This is a genomic window from Pantoea leporis (genome assembly GCF_028048155.1).
In the GTDB taxonomy this organism is placed as follows: Bacteria; Pseudomonadota; Gammaproteobacteria; order Enterobacterales; family Enterobacteriaceae; genus Pantoea; species Pantoea leporis.
Genome location: NZ_JALMEU010000011.1, coordinates 109,812 through 128,961 on the forward strand (window position 1 = coordinate 109,812; position 19,150 = coordinate 128,961).

Annotated in this window: 16 protein-coding genes; 5 read left to right on the forward strand and 11 right to left on the reverse strand. The window is 55.4% G+C overall.

The genetic code is table 11. The features are described from left to right. Positions 1–4: 4 nt before the first annotated feature. The 5 genes from MWH02_RS20885 to MWH02_RS20905 form a co-directional block, all read right to left on the reverse strand. Entirely contained in the window at positions 5–376 is a 372-nt protein-coding gene (locus MWH02_RS20885) for a DUF1090 domain-containing protein (protein WP_146001298.1), read from the reverse strand. A gap of 174 nt (positions 377–550) precedes the next feature. Beyond that, positions 551–919, reverse strand: a complete 369-nt coding sequence (mzrA, locus tag MWH02_RS20890) for an EnvZ/OmpR regulon moderator MzrA (RefSeq protein ID WP_271461356.1) — start codon at positions 917–919, stop codon at positions 551–553. Beyond that, positions 916–1,593 (reverse strand): DedA family protein, encoded by a 678-nt coding sequence (locus MWH02_RS20895; RefSeq protein ID WP_271461357.1) that lies wholly within the window; start codon positions 1,591–1,593, stop codon positions 916–918. Before MWH02_RS20895 ends, mzrA begins: the two co-directional genes overlap by 4 nt. A 334-nt stretch (positions 1,594–1,927) precedes the next feature. Continuing rightward, entirely contained in the window at positions 1,928–2,701 is a 774-nt protein-coding gene (exuR, locus tag MWH02_RS20900) for a transcriptional regulator ExuR (protein ID WP_101762909.1), read from the reverse strand. Between the two features lie 88 nt (positions 2,702–2,789). Further along, positions 2,790–4,091 carry an MFS transporter gene (locus tag MWH02_RS20905; RefSeq protein ID WP_271461358.1) on the reverse strand — a complete coding sequence of 434 codons (1,302 nt, stop codon included), beginning with the start codon at positions 4,089–4,091 and terminating at the stop codon, positions 2,790–2,792. 373 nt (positions 4,092–4,464) lie between these two features. Here MWH02_RS20905 and uxaC point away from each other — a divergent pair, with 373 nt between their 5' ends. From uxaC to MWH02_RS20920, 3 genes are read left to right on the forward strand one after another with little or no spacing between them, the layout of a single operon-like run. Beyond that, positions 4,465–5,880, forward strand: coding sequence for a glucuronate isomerase (gene uxaC, locus MWH02_RS20910; protein ID WP_271461359.1), 1,416 nt, complete (start codon positions 4,465–4,467; stop codon positions 5,878–5,880). A gap of 2 nt (positions 5,881–5,882) precedes the next feature. Further along, positions 5,883–7,331, forward strand: coding sequence for a tagaturonate reductase (locus MWH02_RS20915; RefSeq protein ID WP_271461360.1), 1,449 nt, complete (start codon positions 5,883–5,885; stop codon positions 7,329–7,331). A gap of 4 nt (positions 7,332–7,335) precedes the next feature. Beyond that, positions 7,336–8,826, forward strand: coding sequence for a UxaA family hydrolase (locus MWH02_RS20920; RefSeq protein WP_271461361.1), 1,491 nt, complete (start codon positions 7,336–7,338; stop codon positions 8,824–8,826). Positions 8,827–8,870: 44 nt separating this feature from the next. Here the strand turns inward: MWH02_RS20920 and sstT are convergent, their stop codons facing one another. The 3 genes from sstT to MWH02_RS20935 form a co-directional block, all read right to left on the reverse strand. Then, positions 8,871–10,118 (reverse strand): serine/threonine transporter SstT, encoded by a 1,248-nt coding sequence (sstT, locus tag MWH02_RS20925; RefSeq protein WP_101762914.1) that lies wholly within the window; start codon positions 10,116–10,118, stop codon positions 8,871–8,873. A 232-nt stretch (positions 10,119–10,350) separates the two neighbouring features. Next, the gene (locus MWH02_RS20930; protein ID WP_008103489.1) at positions 10,351–11,322 is read right to left on the reverse strand and encodes a TerC family protein; all 972 of its coding nucleotides are present in this window, start codon (positions 11,320–11,322) and stop codon (positions 10,351–10,353) included. A gap of 271 nt (positions 11,323–11,593) precedes the next feature. Then, entirely contained in the window at positions 11,594–12,580 is a 987-nt protein-coding gene (locus tag MWH02_RS20935; protein ID WP_101763015.1) for a Gfo/Idh/MocA family protein, read from the reverse strand. A 139-nt stretch (positions 12,581–12,719) separates the two neighbouring features. Between MWH02_RS20935 and MWH02_RS20940 the strand changes: the two genes are divergently transcribed. Further along, positions 12,720–14,408 (forward strand): chloride channel protein, encoded by a 1,689-nt coding sequence (locus MWH02_RS20940; RefSeq protein ID WP_271461362.1) that lies wholly within the window; start codon positions 12,720–12,722, stop codon positions 14,406–14,408. On the opposite strand, the gene MWH02_RS20945 is transcribed toward MWH02_RS20940, so the two are convergent. Further along, entirely contained in the window at positions 14,405–14,905 is a 501-nt protein-coding gene (locus tag MWH02_RS20945; protein ID WP_101762916.1) for a M48 family metallopeptidase, read from the reverse strand. The genes MWH02_RS20940 and MWH02_RS20945 overlap by 4 nt on opposite strands. An 81-nt stretch (positions 14,906–14,986) precedes the next feature. Here MWH02_RS20945 and rlmG point away from each other — a divergent pair, with 81 nt between their 5' ends. After that, entirely contained in the window at positions 14,987–16,105 is a 1,119-nt protein-coding gene (rlmG, locus tag MWH02_RS20950; RefSeq protein ID WP_137386574.1) for a 23S rRNA (guanine(1835)-N(2))-methyltransferase RlmG, read from the forward strand. Here rlmG and MWH02_RS20955 read toward each other — a convergent pair whose 3' ends face one another. Both MWH02_RS20955 and MWH02_RS20960 read right to left on the reverse strand, forming a co-directional pair. Next, the gene (locus MWH02_RS20955; RefSeq protein WP_271461363.1) at positions 16,106–18,109 is read right to left on the reverse strand and encodes an NADPH-dependent 2,4-dienoyl-CoA reductase; all 2,004 of its coding nucleotides are present in this window, start codon (positions 18,107–18,109) and stop codon (positions 16,106–16,108) included. It lies immediately after the preceding gene. A 322-nt stretch (positions 18,110–18,431) separates the two neighbouring features. Further along, positions 18,432–19,055 (reverse strand): response regulator transcription factor, encoded by a 624-nt coding sequence (locus tag MWH02_RS20960; RefSeq protein WP_101762919.1) that lies wholly within the window; start codon positions 19,053–19,055, stop codon positions 18,432–18,434. Positions 19,056–19,150: the final 95 nt, after the last annotated feature.

Genomic DNA, 19,150 nt, shown 5'->3' on the forward strand with positions numbered 1-19,150 from the left:
CCGATTAATAAGGTTCAGCTTCAAGCTTTTTCAGTTCGTGCTGCGCATCGAGCAGCTTACGTTCGCGCTTCTCAATTTTGTCCTTGTCGCCATCCTGACGCTCTTCTTTCAGCTCACGCTCACGTTCGGCGATTTTGTGCTTCTGCTCAGCGATGCGTTCGCTATGTGCAGATTTCAGCTTCTCATCGGTGCAGCCTGCGCGGACTTCGGTCAACGCGCGCTCCAGCCCGGTAACGCGGCGCTGGTTGTCGTGCTGTTTTGCCATATCGATCTCGCGTTGAATATCCTGCTCTTTCTGTTGGCAGAGCGATTCAGCCGCCAGCAGCGAACCCGAGAGTGAAAAAAGAATAGCACCTAGCAGTAATTGATGTTTCATCAGGTTGTGACCTTCCATTGTTGATGACCTGCCCGAGAGCAGACAGGAGAAGCTTCCCAGCATGTCTTAGGCTTACGCTATCTCTAAGGATAGACAGCAGACGAAAAAATTCAAAGAAGACGCGGGGATAGCGAGGATTAGCTCACCGCCTGGCTTAACGTCAGGCGGTGAAATTTAGCTAAAAATTGGGCGACTGGCGTCAGGATATTGCTGCGAAGCCTGCGGGCCAGCGGCGACGACAAAGCCTTGTGGCAACAGGCGCTTCAACACTTTTTGCGCCGCCAGGCTCTGTTCTTCATTCTCAAAATGAATCACCAGCGCATCGCCGGAGGGCGTAATACTTTTGATACGCACGCCCTGCGCAGAAAGTTGCTGATAAAGATAAAAACCATCGGGCAGATTGGTGCCGCTGTTGGCGACGCGGATCTGCACCACGGTTTCATGCTGCATCAAGGTCGGAACGAAACAGATCGCCAGCAGCGCCAACGCGCCACCCAGCGCCCAAGGCAGGAAATGCCTTGGGAATCCACGGAATGTGATCATGACTGTGAATTCCCGCTACGCGCTGACTGACGTTTACGCCAAATCACCACTAAAGAACCGACCAGGCCAATCACCAGCAGCACCAGCGGCAGCAGCATCAGGCACAACATCAGCTCATCTTCGTAACGACGGAAAATCGGTGTTTTACCCAGCGCGAAGCCCAGCACGGTAAGGATCAGCACCCACAGGAAGCCACTTACCCAGTTGAAGAACTGGAAGCGTGCATTACTCAGGCCAGAAAGCCCGGCGATGGTAGGGAGCAAGGTGCGAACGAAGGCAATAAAGCGACCCACCAGCAGTGCAGACAAGCCATGGCGATGGAACAATCGGTGGGCGCGTTGATGATATTGCGCGGGCAAGTGCGCAAGCCATTTTTGCACGGTAGGCGTATTACCGAGCCAGCGACCCTGAATGTAGCTCACCCAGCAGCCGAGGCTGGCGCCGGTGGTCAGAATCAGCAGCGTTAGCGGGAAACCCATGGTGCCTTTAGCAATCAAAACGCCGACCAGAATCAGTAAACTATCGCCCGGTAGAAAGGCGGCGGGCAGCAGTCCATTTTCCAGAAACAGAATCATGAACAACACGCCATAAATGGCCCAAACCAACGTCGGGTCGGAGAGCATTTCGTAATCCTGCTGCCATAAGGCATGCAGCAATGCTTGCAAAATATCCATCAATCATTCCTGAACATCATTGTTAAACGTGCCCGTGAGGGGCTTAGGCGCAGACTGGCGTTGGTTATACATTTTAGATAAGCAGCCTGAGCAGGAGTTTCCGGATCCTTCCAGAATTGATTGTTAAATCAGCGACTTTTTAAAGCCCTGTCGCAAAGGGTAATAAAAGGGCGATAACTGTAACAAAAATAACGTTATCCAGACAGGGGAAAGTGCCCGCCGCACAGGAGTTTTACCTTTAGACGCAGGTGGTCCAAAGGAGCTTTACATGAGCTGACACTATTGCAGACTAACTGACTTTTTCAGCAACAAAACGCCTGAAAAATAAGCAGGATCAGCGTGAGTTTTCGCTACCTTCAGGCAGGATGACCGGATTTTCAGCAAACATGTAACGATCAACGTTAAATTCAAAATCGTCGGTGGTGGCGTTAAACAGCATCTGCTTAGTATTTTCCAGATGTTGCCACATTGCCAGCTTACTGGCGGCGGGATCTTTGCGGATCAGGGCTTTGAGGATCTGGTCGTGATCGTCACACCAGCTGGTGATATTTTTGGCATCAATATGTTCGTGCAGCTTTAACCAGTAAGGATTGTGCAGACGGTGCAGCCACATCTTCTCGACAATCGCTGCTAAGGCGCTGTTCTGCGTCGATTGCGCAATGCGCACGTGAAACTCCATATCCCACGCCGAATCGCGCGAATGATCTTCCTGACGTGCTTTCTCCTGAATTGCCATCAGTGCCACGATATCCTGGCGTGTCACCTGCGTGGCGGCAAACTCAGCCACGTTGCTTTCAATTAGCTGGCGCGCCTGCAATAACTCGAAGGGGCCAAAATTAGCGAACTCCAGCTGGCTGGACGTTACCACGCGGTTCTGCTGCTGGCTGCTGATGACGTGAATGCCGGAACCTTTCCGCACCTCCACGTAACCTTCCACTTCGAGCATGATGATCGCTTCACGCACCACGGTACGGCTCACCTGCATCTCTTCCGCAATCAGACGCTCGGCAGGCAGTTTGTCGCCGACACGGTAGTCGGCAGCTTCAATGCGGCGTTTGAGTTCGCTGGCGAGCTGTTGATAAAGGCGTCGTGATTCGGTCAGGTCCATTGCGCGGTCCGCTGTGGGAGAAAGTTGAGTTGTTATACCACTTCAGCCGCACGGAGGAAATGGGCTGGCCGATGCCAGCCCGAGGAGGTTAGGTGCGCACTGCAGCGGACTGCACCGCAGGCTGATCGTCGAGTTCAGAAACCGGCTGGTTTTTCAGCACCGTCCAGATAACCACCGCGCCTAGCAGATCAAACACCGCCAGCGCCGCGAACAGCGGGCTGAAGCCCAGCGTATCGGCCAGCGCACCCACCACCAACGCAAACAGGGTGCTCGCCGTCCAGGCCGCCATGCCGGTTAAGCCGTTGGCGGTAGCCACTTCGTTCCGGCCAAATACATCTGAAGAGAGGGTGATCAGCGCGCCTGAAAGCGCCTGATGGGCAAAACCACCGACGCACAACAACCCAATCGCCACATACGGGCTGGTGAACAACCCGATGGTGCCTGGCGCAATCATTAACACCGCGCCCATGGTCACCACCAGTTTGCGTGAGACGATGAGATTGACGCCAAACCAGCGCTGAAACAGCGGCGGCAAGTAACCCCCGACGATGCAGCCGAGATCGGCGAACAACATCGGCATCCAGGCAAACATGGCGATCTCTTTCAAATTGAAGCCGTACACCTTAAACATAAATAACGGAATCCACGCGTTAAACGTTCCCCACGCGGGTTCGGCGAGAAAACGCGGCAGCGCAATGCCCCAGAACTGGCGATTGCGCAGGATCTGGCGTGCCGACATCTTCTTATTATTACCGGTTTGATGCTGCAACTCCTGGCCGGCAATGATGTAGTGACGCTCCTCATCGCTCAGCTTGGTTTGTTGTTTAGGATGCTTATAAAACACCAGCCAGCAGATGGCCCACACCATGCTCAGCACGCCAGTAATAATGAACGCCATTTGCCAGCTGTGCGCCATGATCGCCCACACCACCAGCGGCGGCGCCAGCATTGCGCCAATTGACGAGCCCACGTTGAAATAGCCCACCGCCACCGAACGCTCTTTGGCGGGGAACCATTCGCTACTGGCTTTCAGGCCTGCGGGAATCATTGCTGCTTCGGCGGCACCCACCGCGCCGCGTGCCAGCGCAAAGCCGCCCCAGCTGCCCGCCATCGCGGTTGCCGCACAGAAGATTGCCCACAGCACGGCAAACACCGCATAACCAATTTTGGTGCCGAGCATGTCCAGCACATAACCGGCTACCGGCTGCATGATGGTGTAGCACGCCGAGTAGGCGGCGACGATATAAGAATATTGTTGCGTGGTGATACCCAACTGCGTTTCCAGCGTGGGCGCAGCGACGGCAATGGTATTGCGCGTCAGGTAACCGAGCACGGTGCCCAGCGTCACCAGCCCAATCATGTACCAGCGTAGCCCTTTGATCTTACGCATTATTAACCTCGTCCAGTCTGTCGTTGCGGTTTTACCGCTGTAGTTATCTGGAGCGGGAAGACGTGAACAGGGCTGTTCACTCCCGCAGTTCCTTGCCTGTGCCATTAATCCCGTTAGCAACGGAGCGAGAGGTTAACTTGTTATACCGCTTTAAAAGTTGAATGCCATCACATAAACCTTGCGGCCAGTGTGTGTTAGGGCGAAAGATCGTTAAAACAGCCATTTAACGCATTATCCGCAACAAAATCGTCCATATACCCACAGTGAAACTGTCATTATTGTGAGTCGGATCGCAAACAATTTTGCCTTTCGTTTAAATTGGTATGATAACTTTTAGTTAAAAGCCATCTGGCTACAAAATGAGGAAGCAGGTATGTCGCGTTTTATGAGTGAGGATTTTCTACTCGACACCGAGTTCGCCCGTCGTCTGTACCACGACTACGCTAAAGACCAGCCGATTTTCGACTATCACTGTCACTTACCGCCGCAGCAGATTGCCGATAATTACCGCTTCACCAACCTCTATGACATCTGGCTGAAAGGCGATCACTACAAATGGCGTGCGATGCGCGCTAACGGCGTGCCGGAAGCGTTATGCACCGGCGATGCCAGCGATCGTGAGAAATTTAACGCATGGGCCCGTACCGTGCCGCATACCATCGGCAATCCGCTCTATCACTGGACGCACCTCGAATTGCGCCGGCCTTTTGGCATTACCGATGTGCTGCTGAATGAGCAGAGCGCAGATCGCATCTGGCAGCAGTGCAATGAACTGCTGGCGCAGGACGCCTTCAGCGCGCGCGGCATCATGCAGCAGATGAAGGTGAAAATGGTCGGCACCACCGACGATCCGCTCGACGATTTACAGCATCACCGCAAGCTGGCGCAGGACAGCAGCTTTGACGTCAAAGTGCTGCCGAGCTGGCGTCCAGATAAAGCCTTTAACATTGAGCTGGAGAGTTTCCTGCCGTGGATTCAGCGCTTAGCGCAGGTCGCGGATGTGAACGTGCAGCGTTTCGACGATCTGCGCTGCGCCTTAAGCCAGCGACTCGATCACTTCGCCGCGCATGGCTGCAAAATTTCCGATCACGCGCTGGATGTGATGGTGTTTGCGGAAGCGGATGACGCCACGCTGGATGGCATTCTGGCGCGCCGACTGCAAGGTGCAGCGCCTTCCGCTGGAGAGACGGCCCAGTTTAAAACCGCCGTGCTGGTGTGGCTCGGCAGCGAATATGCGCGTCGCGGCTGGGCGCAGCAGTATCACATTGGCGCGCTACGCAACGCCAATCGCCGCCAGTTCGATATCCTCGGGCCGGATGTAGGCTTCGATTCGATTAACGATGCGCCGTTGGCGATTCCGCTGGCGCGTCTGCTGGATGCGCAAAACCGCAATAACGCGCTGCCCAAAACCATTCTTTACTGCCTCAACCCGCGCGACAACGAAGTGCTGGCGACCATGGCAGGCAATTTCCAGGGTGAAGGCGAACCCGGCAAGATGCAGTTTGGTTCGGCGTGGTGGTTTAACGATCAGCTGGATGGCATGCAGCGGCAGATGACGCAACTGGCCCAAATCGGCCTGCTGAGCCGCTTCGTCGGCATGCTAACCGACAGCCGCAGCTTCCTCTCTTACACGCGTCATGAATATTTCCGTCGTCTGCTGTGCCAGATGATAGGCAATTGGGTGGCGCGGGGCGAAGCGCCTGAAGACGAGGCGTTGTTAGGGCAGATGGTACAGAACATCAGTTTCAACAATGCGCGCGATTACTTCGGTATTGAGCTGGGAGCCTGATAATGCAGCGACTCAACCGTCACGATTTTCCTGGCGCGCACTACAGCGAGCGCGTTATCCAGTTTGGTGAAGGCAACTTCCTGCGCGCCTTTATCGACTGGCAGCTCGACTGGCTTAATCAGCATCACAATACCGATGCGGGCGTGGTGGTGGTGCGGCCGCGCAACCGCGTGGTGGAAGAGACACTGAATCAGCAAGATGGCTTATACACCACGCTGATTCGCGGACTCAATGCGGCGGGCGAGCAGGCGAGTGAAGCCCGCCTGATCCGCAGCGTGAATCGTGAAATCCAGCCGTATCAGCAGTTTGATGCGTTTCTCGCGCTGGCACGCGCACCGCAGATGCGCTTTGTCTTCTCCAATACCACAGAAGCCGGCATTGCCTTTGCGGAGCAGGATCGGCTGGACGACACGCCCGCCTCATCCTTCCCCGGCAAGCTGACGCAGCTGCTGTGGGCGCGCTTCAACCATTTTGCCGGTGCCAGCGATAAAGGTTGGCTGGTGGTGCCCTGTGAACTGATCGATTACAACGGCGACACGCTGCGTGAGCTGGTGCTGCGCTACAGCCAGCATTGGCAGCTGCCGCCGGCGTTTGCCTGCTGGGTGCAGGATCACTGCGCGTTCTACAACACGCTGGTGGATCGTATTGTCACCGGTTATCCCGCGGATAGCGCGGCGATCGAAGCGTCATTAGGCTACGAAGATCGCTATCTGGTGGCGGGCGAAGTCTATTACCAGTTTGTCATTCAGGGACCAAATGCACTGGCGCAGGAGCTTCAGCTGCACGCGCTGGCACCGGAAGTGAAGCTGGTGGAGGACATCACACCGTACAAAGCGCAAAAGGTGGCGATCCTTAACGGCGCGCACACCGCGCTGGTGCCGGTGGCATTTCAGGCCGGACTGGAGAGCGTGGGAGAGGCGATGGATGATGCGCAGATGGCCGGCTTTGTCGATGCGCTGCTGCGCGATGAGGTCATTCCCACGCTGGATCTGCCGCGCGACGAGCTGCACGCCTTTGCCGACGCGGTGCAGCGTCGCTTCCGCAATCCCTTTATCCGCCATGCGTTGCTCTCCATCGCCCTTAACGGCATGACCAAATTCCGCACCCGTTTGCTGCCGCAATTGTTGTCGTCGCAGCAGCAAAACGGGCAATGGCCTGTGCGGCTGACCTTCGCCTTTGCCGCGCTGCTGGCCTTTTATCGTGGTGCAGAGGGCAAACGTCACTGGCCGCTGCAGGACGACGAACAGTGGCTGCAGCGTTTCGCTGAACTGTGGTCAGCAGTAAATAACGATAAACAGACTCCAGAACAGTTGGTGCGCGCGGTACTCAGCGACGCCAATCACTGGGGCGAAGATCTCACTCAGCAGCCCGGATTAGTGGCTGCTGTCAGCCAGCACCTGCAAAACATCATCGTCCACGGGATGCGGACGGCGTTGACACAACTGAGATAACGCTATGCAAGATGCCATTAGAATCCATTCACGCGACAACGTTGCTGTGGCGTTGCGCGATTTGCCAGCCAATACCCAGGTCGAAATCAATCAACAGGCGATCACCTTGCAGCAGGAGGTTGGACGCGGCCATAAGTTTGCGCTGCAGCCTTTAGCCACCGACGCGCTGGTGATCAAATACGGTTTGCCGATCGCGCACGCCACTCAACCGATTGCGGCCGGCGAAATCATTCACTCCAGCAATGCGCGCACCAACCTAAGCGACGTGGATGAGTATGACTATCAACCCGATTTTCTCGATCTGCCGCCGCAAGCTGGCGATCGCGACGTGCAGATCTATCGTCGCGCCAGCGGAGAAGTGGGCATCCGTAATGAGTTATGGATCCTGCCCACCGTGGGCTGCGTCAACGGCATCGCGCGGCAAATCCTGACGCGCTTTATGAAAGAGACCAATGACGCCGAAGGCATTGACGGCGTGCATCTGTTCAGCCATCCGTTTGGCTGTTCGCAGCTTGGGCAGGATCACGAGAACACCCGCACCATGCTGCAGAACATGGTGCGTCATCCCAATGCCGGCGCGGTGCTGGTGATTGGGCTTGGCTGCGAGAACAATCAGGTTGATGTGTTTCGTGAAACGCTTGGTGGCTTCGATAGCGATCGCGTGCAGTTCATGGAGTGCCAGAAGCAGGATGATGAAGTGGAAGCGGGGCTGGAACGTCTGCACGAACTCTATGGTGCCATACGCGCGGATCAACGCCAGCCGGGCAAACTCAGCGAGCTGAAGTTTGGCCTGGAGTGCGGCGGTTCGGATGGTTTTTCCGGCATCACCGCCAATCCCATGCTGGGCTGTTTCTCTGACCAGATGATTGCCAACGGCGGCACCACGGTGCTGACCGAAGTGCCGGAGATGTTTGGCGCAGAGCGCATTTTGATGAGTCGCTGCCGCGATGAAGCCACCTTTGAAAAAACCGTGGCGATGATAAATGACTTCAAGCGCTACTTTATCGATCACCAGCAGCCGATCTATGAAAATCCATCACCCGGCAACAAAGCGGGCGGCATCACCACGCTGGAGGAGAAGTCGCTCGGCTGTACGCAGAAGGCCGGACAAAGTCAGGTGGTGGATGTGCTGAAGTACGGTGAGCGCCTGCATACACCGGGACTGAATCTGTTAAGTGCGCCGGGCAACGATGCGGTTGCAACCAGCGCGCTGGCGGGCGCGGGCTGTCATATGGTGCTGTTTACCACCGGACGCGGCACGCCGTACGGCGGTTTTGTGCCGACGGTAAAGATCGCCACCAATACGCAGCTCGCCGAGAAGAAGCCGCACTGGATCGATTTTAATGCCGGGCGTTTGCTTGAAGGGATGAGTATGGCGGAGATGCTGGCGGACTTCGTCGATATGATTGTGGCGATTGCCAATGGCCAACCCGCGCGCAACGAAACTAACGATTTTCGCGAGTTAGCCATCTTTAAAAGCGGTGTGACCTTGTAAAACCAGGTCGCCATGGATGGCGACCCATATTCAAAAACCTTACTTTACTCCGACTCTGACACCGTACGACGCGGCTGGCGCTCGGCTTCGGCCTGGCATACGGCCGCGGTAAACAGAATATCCGTCGAGGAGTTCAGCGCGGTCTCGGCGGAATCCTGCAGCACGCCAATAATAAAGCCCACCGCTACTACCTGCATCGCCAAATCATTTGGAATACCAAACATGTTGCAGGCTACCGGGATCAGCAGCAGCGAACCGCCGGCCACACCGGATGCGCCACAAGCACACAGTGACGCCACCAGACTCAACAGAATGGCGGTTGGAACATCCACCGCAATACCCAGCGTATGTACTGCCGCCAGCGTCAACACCGTGATGGTGATGGATGCGCCAGCCATGCTGATGGTGGCACCCAGCGGGATCGACACGGAATACGTGTCTTCATCCAGATTGAGACGTTTCGCCAGCGCCATATTGACCGGAATGTTAGCCGCTGAACTGCGGGTGAAGAACGCGGTGACGCCACTTTCACGCATGCAGGTAAACACCAGCGGATACGGGTTGCGGCGAATCTTCTGGAACACCAGCATTGGGTTGATTACCAGCGCCATAATCAGCATGCAGCCGAGCAGCAGCGCCAGCAGATTGGCGTATTCCCACAGCGCATCGAAACCGGTTGAGGCGAGAATGGAGGCCACCAGACCAAAAATCCCCAGCGGCGCACAGCGGATCACGCAGCGCACGACCCAGGTCGCGGCATTGGACGCGTCATTAAGAAACGCTTTGCTGCTTGGGCTGGCATGACGAAACGCCAGCCCCAATCCCAGCGCCCACACCAAAATACCGATGTAGTTGGCATTCATCAGCGCTTCAATCGGGTTCGACACCATGCTCATCAGCAAGCCGTGCAGCACTTCGGTAATACCCGACGGCGGCGTAATTTGCGTGGCGCCGACGTTCATCGACAGCGTCTGAGGGAACAGATGGCTGAAGATCACCGCCACAACCGCAGCAAAGAACGTGCTGAGCAGATACAGCATGATAATCGGGCGGATATTGGTTTTTTGTCCCTGCTGATGGTTAGCGATCGAAGAGATTACCAGCACCAAAACCAACAGCGGCGCGACGGCTTTTAGCGCACGCACGAACAGCTCACCCAGCAAGCCAACGGCCAGTGCGGCATCGCGTGAGAACCACGCCAGCGCCACGCCCGCCACCAGGCCGATCATGATTTGTTTTACCAGGCTTCCTGCGAACAGTGCGCCCAGACGTCCAATAAAGTTGTTTTGCATATCACAGTCTTTTTATATTCGCGGTCATGAGTATTGTGCGCGGTTCCACCACGCACAACGGTTTGCCCGGCGGAGTATAAGGAAAAGAGCTTATGAGGAAAGAGATAATTCTGTGCATGCGCAGCAGATCGGTTTTTTGATCTGCTGATGACGGGAAGTGTGACAGATATATAAAAGGTGAAGGTTGCCACTGGCGAAACAAAGCAGGGGCGATTAGCGCCCCTGCAGAAGATTATGGTGAGATCTTCTTCTGGTCGTTTCTGTGGTTTACCCAGGCGTTGATCAGCAGCGTACCGCCGAGAATTACACCCACCACCGTCAGCGAGATGCCGACGGGAATGTGATAGAACTCGACAATCAGCATTTTGATACCGATAAACACCAGCACAATCGCCAGGCCATATTTCAGCATCGAGAAACGCTCCGCCACGTTAGCCAGCAGGAAGTACATGGCGCGCAGGCCAAGAATCGCAAACAGGTTGGAAGTCAGCACAATGAACGGATCGGTGGTCACCGCGAAGATCGCGGGAATGCTGTCCACGGCGAAAATCACATCGCTCAGTTCAACCATGATCAGCACCAGCAGCAGCGGCGTAGCAAACAGCACACCGTTTTTGCGGGTGAAGAACTTCTCGCCGTCCAGGCTATCGGTCATGCGCAGATGCTTGCGCAGCCAGCGCACCACCGGTTTGTCGCCCACCGTGCTGTCATCTTCCTCTTTCGCCAGCGCCATTTTCAGGCCGGTGAACAGCAGGAAGGCGCCGAACACGTAAAGGATCCAGCTGAACTGAGTAACCAAATAGCTGCCAGCAAAGATCATGATGGTACGCAGCACAATTGCGCCTAATACGCCATAAATCAGCACGCGGCGCTGCAGGTTGGCCGGTACAGCGAAGTAGCTAAACAGCATCAGCCAGACAAAGACGTTATCCACCGCCAGCGCTTTCTCTAAAACGTAGCCAGTGAGGAAGGCGAGGGTTTGCGCGGTGGCAACTTCACGTCCAGCGGTACCGTCGAGATACCACCAGAAGGCGGCGCTGAACAGCAGTGAAACTGACACCCAAATTAGCGACCAGACCGCTGCTTGTTTGAATGACATGGTTTGTGCGCCGCGTCGGCCCTGTAATAGCAGGTCGATCGCCAGCATGATGAGCACTACGACAGCGAAGCTGCCCCAAAGTAACGGTGTGCCAACTGAGTGCATAGTCGTATCCTTTTCCAGAAATAAAAAAGCGGCTGAAGTCAGAAGACGTCAGCCGCTTTGATCGTGCTGCAAGCAAACCTCGCCTTCCGGCAAGGTCTCACTTACAACTCAGAATAGATTCCGGGTTGCCTGACGACCGGATGCGTAACGCATATTGCGTGGTGCATCGTAATGACGATCAATCAGCGTAGAAGTTACTCCCCTTTGCAGCGCTAAACATACGGAGTTCGATAATCGCTTTCAAGAGGGCTCTGGAAATGTTTTGCAATATTTACACTTCAGCCTGATCCGCCGGGAATACCACGCCGGTCTGGCGGCGGATTTCCGTGAGCAGTTGCGCCGTAATACGTGAGTTTTCTAAGGCCGCATGCTCAACTTCACCGGCTTCCACCAATTTAGCGAAGGTTTCGGCTTCATACAGCATGGTATTGATGTGCTGCGGCTGCGTCAGGTTTTGGCTCTCGCCACCGCGCGGGATAAAGCGCAGTTGCTGGCACTCGGAGATCTTTTCAATCACCAGCGATCCCGCTTCGCCCTGAATTTCACTCGGGATCAGTGAATCGCTGACCTTTGAGTGCAGCAGCGTGACATCAAAATCGCCGTAGCCCAGCACCACCACGCCATGCGCATCAACGCCACTTTCCAGCAGGGAAGCTTGCGCCTTGACCTGCTGTGGCGCACCCCACAAGGTGACAGCGGCGGCAAGGCAGTAAAAGCCGATATCCATCATCGAGCCATTTGACCAGCGAGGATTAAAGGTATTCGGGTTCTCGCCATCCAGATAGCGCTGATAACGCGAGGAATACTGGCAATAGTTGATCAAGGCTTTACGCAGTTTGCCCAATTGCGGCAGCGTTTTTTGCAGTTGCTGGAAGGTGGGCAGGCTGGCGGTTTTAAAGGCTTCGAACAGCACCACCTGATGCTGGCGCGCGCAGGCAATCATCGCCTCGGCTTCACGCAGATTAGACGCCATCGGCTTCTCGCAAATCACATGCTTACCGTGCGACATAAACAGTATCGCCTGCTCACTGTGCAGCGCATTTGGACTGGCGATATACACCGCATCGATCTCACTGCTGGCGGCAAGCTCATCCAGAGAGGTGAAGGTCAGCTTGCAGGGATAATCCACCACAAACGCGTCGGCCTGCTGCTGACTACGCGAATAGACGCCGCTCAACTTCATTTTGCCGGTTTCATGCGCGGCGTCGATAAACTGGCGGGTAATCCAGTTGGTTCCCACGATGGCGAAACGAATCACGTGCTGCTCTCCTGCTAAAGTAAAACGGCAGAGTAACATGTTCATCTGAGCGCCAGGCAGGCGAAATTTGATCCTGAGATCCGCATTCCAATATGATGATGCCGCACAACTTTTTAACCGACTTAGCGGGGACGCGCGGGTGAGTGGAAGTAAACATGCTCTGAACTGGACCACATTACTGATTGCCATCCCCGTTGGATGTGTGGCCTCGCTGGTGACGCTGGCCTTTCGCGGCGTGATTGAATTGATCAACCATCTGCTATTCAACAGTGACAGTGAAATCACCGTGGCGATGCATGTCTGGCCGTGGATCTTCTGGCCGCTGCTGGTGGGCGCAGGCGGCGTATTGGCCGGTTTTTTCCTGCGCTATGCGGTGGCGATTGAGAAACAGGAAACGGTGCAGACCGATTATCTGGAGGTGATTAACGCGCGGCTCGATGCGGTACCAACCAAAACCTCGCTGTTCCGTGCGCTGTCATCGATGGCCAGCATCGGCAGCGGCGCGTCGATTGGTAAAGAGGGGCCGATGGTGCAGCTCTCGGCGCTGAGCGGCAGTTTAATCGGGCGCTGGCTGCCGAAATCGTTGAATCTGCGTAACAGCGATATCGTAGCGATGGCCGCTGCTGCTGGGCTTTCATCGGTGTATCACGCCCCGTTGGCGTCGGCGATATTTGTCGCGGAGATCGCTTTTGGCATCTCGGCGCTGCAGCGTTTGATTCCGCTGATTGTCTCGTCGGCGGTGGCGGTGATGACCATGTGGTCGCTGGGTTTTCGCAGCGCGCTATATCCGTTATCCGAAGCGCTATTCCAGATGGATATCAGCAGTTTGCTGATGACGTTGCTGATTGGTTTTGTCGCCGGTATCGCCGGCTGGCTGCTGATCAAACTGATTGCGCGCAGCAAGGCGCTGTTTGGCCGCGTGCGTTCGCTGCCGCTGCGGCTCGGCGCCGGTGGATTAGCGGTGGGGTTTTTGGCGCTGATCTCCACCGATATTCTCGGTAACGGTTACGAAGTGATCGTGAAAATCATTGATGGCCAATATCTACTGATGGGATTACTGGGATTGCTGGTGCTAAAAACGCTGGCGACCACGCTGTCGGTGGGTTCCAACGCGGTGGGCGGGCTGTTTACCCCTTCCTTATTGATCGGCGCACTGCTCGGCGTGGCGCTGGCGCAGATGGGTGTGATGCTGCATTTACCGGTCGGCAATACTTTGCTGTATGCGGCCATCGGCATGGCGGCGGTGCTGGCGGCGGTCAGCCAGGCACCGTTAATGGCGATGCTGATGGTGCTTGAGATGACGCTGAATAGCAGCCTGCTATTCCCGATTATGATCGCGTCAGTGCTGGCCTCGATGGTGGTGTATCGCCTGCAATCGTCCAGCACTTATCCGGTGGTGAGCAGCCATTTCAGTCGTTCCGAAGCCAAGTATGATTTCGATAACATGCGTGTCGATCAGTTGATCATTCCCGGCGCGGCGTTGCAGCCAGAAGAGTCAGTAGGGCAGGCGCTGGCGGTGAGCTCGCTCAAGCGGGAACGTTATGTCTATGTGATTAACAGTGAAGGGCAATTTCTCGGCGTGGTGTCGATACACGATATCTCACGCAAGGTGTTGTCGCAGGAGATCACGCTGCATTCGCCAGTCAGTAACGTGATGGACAATAACTTTCCCTGCATTTATCAGAATCAAAGCATGCGCGAAGGCTGGGAAGCCTTTGCCCGCGTCACGCTTGAACGCCTGCCGGTGCTAAATAATCCGCAGGAGCGCCGTTTTATGGGCGCACTGACCAAAACCAGCCTGATCCAAAAAGCGCAGGAGTTTCTTTAAGCCGCGTTGCCGCGCATCGCCTGATCGGTCATCCACAAGCGTGCGTCAAATTCGAGCTGATGATAATCCGGTTCCATGTGGCAGCAGAGTTGGTAAAACGCTTTGTCGTGCTCTTTCTCTTTCAGGTGCGCCAGCTCGTGCACCACGATCATGCGCAAAAACGCTTCCGGTGCGAGGCGGAAGAAAGTGGAGATGCGAATCTCCGCTTTGGCTTTTAGATTGCCGCCTTGCACGCGCGAAATCGCCGTATGCAGCCCCAACGCGTGCTTCATCACCTTGATTTTATTGTCCCAAATCACTTTGCTCACCGGCGGTGCGCTGCGCATATAGCGGTTTTTCAGCGCCTGCGTGTAATCATAGAGCGCGCGGTCGCTGACGATATTGTGCGTATCGGGATAGCGTTGCTGGAGAAAGGCACCTAAGCGCTCATGTTCGATCAGCGTCTGAACCTGCTCGAGGATGTTTTCAGGGTAGCCCTGCAGATAGATTAATGACATTGGGATTCCCGGCGAAAGACAGTATACTGCGCCCCCTTTTTAGGGCGAAAATCGCGCAAAGTGTACCACGCCGGAGATTCCATGAGCCAACTTGAACTGACCAATCGCACGCTGACGCTGCACCGCTTCCCGCCAATGCGTGAGGAAAGCCCGCTACAGGCGTGGGATTCCGCCGATGAATACCTGTTGCAGCAAGCGCTGCCTGAGGGACCGGTTTTGGTGTTCAACGACAGCTTTGGCGCGCTGACTTGCGGGTTGGGTGCACGTCCGGTGTGGCACGTCAGCGATTCGCTGCTGAGCGAACAGGCGGCAAGACAGAACCTGCGACTCAATGAGATGGATGAAGATCAGGTGCATTTTCTCGATAGCCTGGCGCCATTGCCGGCCGCACCGGCGGTGGTGATGATCAAAATCCCCAAAGCGCTGGCGCTGCTCGAGCATCAACTGCGTGCACTGCGCGAAGTGGTTACGCCGGACACGCTGATTCTGGCGGCGGCGAAGGCCAAAGATATTCACAACTCCACGCTGCAACTGTTCGAGCGCATCCTCGGCGAGAGCAAAACCTCGCTGGCGTGGAAAAAAGCGCGTCTGATTTACAGCCGCTTCACTGCGCCGCAATTAGCGGATCAGCCCGCCACCACCGTTTGGCCGCTGGATGATTCTGAATACCAGATCCACAATCACGCCAACGTGTTTTCCCGCGCGTCGCTGGATGTGGGCGCACGCTTCTTTATGCAGCATCTGCCTTTTGACATTGAAGGTGAGATTCTCGACCTGGGTTGTGGCAACGGCGTGATTGGCTTGCTGGCACTGGAACAGAACCCAAACGCGGACGTGCTGTTTTATGATGAATCCTACATGGCGGTGGCATCAAGCAAACTGAACGTGGAAGTGAACCGTCCGCAGGATATGGCGCGCTGTCAGTTTCGCGTTAACAACGTGCTGAGTGGCTTCCCGTCCGATCGCCTGCACGCGGTGCTGTGCAATCCGCCATTCCATCAGCAGCACGCGGTGACCGATCATCTGGCATGGCAAATGCTGCGTGATGCGAAACGCTGCCTGCAGTATGGCGGCGAGTTGCGCATCGTCGGCAACCGCCACCTCGGTTATCACGTCAAAATGAAAAAGCTGTTTGGCAACTGCGAGCTGGTGGCGTCCAACGCCAAGTTCGTGGTACTGCGTTCGGTCAAACTGCGCTAATTACACACTCAGCGCCAGTTCGGTCGCCTGAGCGATGGCGCGGCGAGCATCCAGCTCCTGCGCCACATCCGCACCCCCAATCACACGTACGGATTTGCCACGCGCGCTGAGCTGATCCGCCAGCAGGCGCAGCGGTTCCTGTCCGGCACAAATCACCACGTTATCCACCGCCAGCGTCATCGCTTCGCCCTGATGACGCAGATGTAATCCAGCATCATCAATCTGCAAATATTCGACGTCGCCCCACATCTGCACGCCGTGCGCCTGCAAGCTGGCGCGGTGGATCCAGCCGGTGGTTTTCGCTAAGCCTGCGCCCGGCTTGCCGGATTTGCGCTGCAGCAACCAGATTTGCCGATCGGCGGGCTGTGGCTGTGGCGCAATCAAACCGCCTCGCGCCTGCAGGCTGCGATCGATGCCCCAGCTTTGGTAGAAATCGTCATGGTTGGTTTGATGCAGCAGAAACTCGGCGGTATCAAAACCAATGCCGCCCGCGCCGATAATCGCCACGCGTTTTCCCACCGGTTTTTTATCGCGTATCACATCGAGATAGCTCAGCACGCTGGGATGATCGATGCCAGGAATCGTCAGCTGGCGCGGCAAGATACCGGTAGCGATGATCACTTCGTCAGCGGCTGCCAGTTCGTCTGCGCTGACGCGATGTTCCGTTTTAATCGTTACGCCTGCGGCAGCAAGTTGGTGACGGAAATAGCGCAGCGTTTCACTGAATTCAGCTTTGCCGGGAATCTGCCGGGCGATATTAAACTGCCCACCAATTTGCGCATCGGCCTCGTAAAGCGTGACCTGATGGCCGCGCTGCGCCGCCTGCAGCGCGAACGCCATACCCGCGGGCCCCGCGCCCACCACCGCCAGCTGTTTCGGCTGCTTGGTGGCGATCACCGGCATCAGCGTTTCGTGGCAGGCGCGCGGATTCACCAGACAAGAGGTGATTTTGCCAACAAAGATTTGATCGAGGCAGGCCTGATTACAGGCAATGCAGGTGTTGATGGCATCGGGCTGGCCGGTTTCGGCTTTACGGACAAAAGCCGCATCGGCGAGGAAAGGGCGCGCCATCGAGACCATATCAGCGATGCCATCACGCAAAAGCTGTTCAGCTACGTCGGGATGGTTGATGCGATTGGTGGCGATGACCGGCACCGATACGCGCTCGCGCAGGTGCTGCGTGACCCAGGCAAAACCAGCACGCGGCACGCAGGTGGCGATGGTGGGAATGCGCGCTTCATGCCAGCCAATGCCGCTGTTAAACAGCGTAACGCCGCACTGCTCCAACGCTTGCGCCAGTGAAAGCGTCTCTTCCAGCGAGCTGCCGTTATTGACCAAATCGAGCATCGACAGGCGGAAGATAATGATGAAGTCGCTGCCGACGGCATCACGCACCGCTTGCGTCACCGCTAACGCAAAGCGCTGGCGTCGCGTCACATCGCCGCCCCAGTCATCCTCACGCTGATTGGTGTGCGCCACCAGAAACTGGTTAATCAGATAACCTTCCGAGCCCATGATCTCCACGCCGTCATAGCCGGCCTGTTGCGCCAGTTTGGCGCAGTGCGCGAAGTCCTGAATGGTTTGCTGAATATCCGCATCGCTGAGCGCTTGTGGCGTAAAAGGATTGATCGGCGCCTGTAATGCCGATGGGGCAACCAGGTCACGCTGATAGCTGTAGCGCCCGGCATGCAGAATTTGCAGCGCGATTTTCCCGCCTTCTGCATGCACCGCATCGGTGATGATACGGTGCCAGTTGCACTGACTTTCCTGGTTGAGGATCGCTCCGCCTTGTGCCACCACGCCTTGCGGATTGGGCGCGATACCGCCAGTGACAATCAGCGCCACGCCTTCACGCGCGCGCTCAGCGTAAAAAGCGGCCAGGCGCTCTGCGCCCTCGGCGTGTTCTTCCAGTCCGGTATGCATCGAACCCATCAGAAAACGATTTTTAAGCTGGGTGAAACCCAGATCCAGCGGGGCGAACAGGTGGGCATAATGCTCAGACATAATCACATACTCAGAGAGTGGTCGGATGAGTGAACTCTAGCGGGATTTTGCAGGGAAGGAAGTGTGTGGCGTTCAGCCTGTGAGAAGTATCAAAAAAAAGCAGGGCGGTAAGTCGCAGACGAAAGTATCGGACTTCTTTCGGCAGGCACGGGAAGAAACCTACTCGCCCTGTAATAGCATGAAGAAGGGGCTAATAAATTAGCTCTGTGGTTATTAATTCCTTTATAACTCAATCTTTTTAAAAACTGTCCGGGGTTAGGACAAGGCATATCATGCCACGCCATAACGTTATTAATCAGCAAGACTAGTCTTGATTTTTCTTTCAACAAGCCCCATTGCGACGTGCAAGTTCGATGATATCAACCAGGTTTTTTGACTCAAGTTTTTGGAATATCTTTGTTTTATAAGTGCTGATTGTTTTATTATTTAATCCCAATTCGCAAGCGATGGTTTTATTCGACTTCCCCTGTGCGAGCTGTCGCAAAATTAAATTTTCACGGTCAGTCAGGCGAGAAAGCATATCTTGCTCATTTGCATAACGCTGACGTTTGTCCAGAATGTCGCCCGGTAGATAATTCACATTATTAGAAACGCAGCCAATGGCGGCGATCAGTGTTTGAATGGGATCGTAAGTTGACACGAACCCGTTCGCGCCCTGGCTAAGTGATTGTATTGAAAGATGGTTGTTGCTATCCCGACTAATCAATATGACTTTCATCCACGTCTTTGATTTGACGATATCGCGTAGAAATGCGATGCCATTTTTTTCTTTAAAGTCAGGGTCTAATATTAGTATGTCGATGTGTTGATGAATGATATCATCAATACCATCGTTAATTGTGTGCGCAGTAGTGACACAATTAAAGCCATTCATTAATAATAAAGCCTGCACGCCGGCGGCAACCAAACGATGCTCATCAACGATGAGAATTTTTGCATTAAACATATCTCTCCCTTTAACGGCACCGTAATGATGACGTTGACGGCCATTATGTCCGGCAGATTAATAGGGCGAACCGAGAAATGTCTCGATAAGATTAT

Bases quoted from the DNA above. Each gene is read 5' to 3' on its own strand.
- MWH02_RS20885 (WP_146001298.1), bottom strand. From the start codon at position 376: ATGAAACATCAATTACTGCTAGGTGCTATTCTTTTTTCACTCTCGGGT.
- mzrA (WP_271461356.1), bottom strand. From the start codon at position 919: ATGATCACATTCCGTGGATTCCCAAGGCATTTCCTGCCTTGGGCGCTG.
- MWH02_RS20895 (WP_271461357.1), bottom strand. From the start codon at position 1,593: ATGGATATTTTGCAAGCATTGCTGCATGCCTTATGGCAGCAGGATTAC.
- exuR (WP_101762909.1), bottom strand. From the start codon at position 2,701: ATGGACCTGACCGAATCACGACGCCTTTATCAACAGCTCGCCAGCGAA.
- MWH02_RS20905 (WP_271461358.1), bottom strand. From the start codon at position 4,091: ATGCGTAAGATCAAAGGGCTACGCTGGTACATGATTGGGCTGGTGACG.
- uxaC (WP_271461359.1), top strand. From the start codon at position 4,465: ATGTCGCGTTTTATGAGTGAGGATTTTCTACTCGACACCGAGTTCGCC.
- MWH02_RS20915 (WP_271461360.1), top strand. From the start codon at position 5,883: ATGCAGCGACTCAACCGTCACGATTTTCCTGGCGCGCACTACAGCGAG.
- MWH02_RS20920 (WP_271461361.1), top strand. From the start codon at position 7,336: ATGCAAGATGCCATTAGAATCCATTCACGCGACAACGTTGCTGTGGCG.
- sstT (WP_101762914.1), bottom strand. From the start codon at position 10,118: ATGCAAAACAACTTTATTGGACGTCTGGGCGCACTGTTCGCAGGAAGC.
- MWH02_RS20930 (WP_008103489.1), bottom strand. From the start codon at position 11,322: ATGCACTCAGTTGGCACACCGTTACTTTGGGGCAGCTTCGCTGTCGTA.
- MWH02_RS20945 (WP_101762916.1), bottom strand. From the start codon at position 14,905: ATGTCATTAATCTATCTGCAGGGCTACCCTGAAAACATCCTCGAGCAG.
- rlmG (WP_137386574.1), top strand. From the start codon at position 14,987: ATGAGCCAACTTGAACTGACCAATCGCACGCTGACGCTGCACCGCTTC.
- MWH02_RS20955 (WP_271461363.1), bottom strand. From the start codon at position 18,109: ATGTCTGAGCATTATGCCCACCTGTTCGCCCCGCTGGATCTGGGTTTC.
- MWH02_RS20960 (WP_101762919.1), bottom strand. From the start codon at position 19,055: ATGTTTAATGCAAAAATTCTCATCGTTGATGAGCATCGTTTGGTTGCC.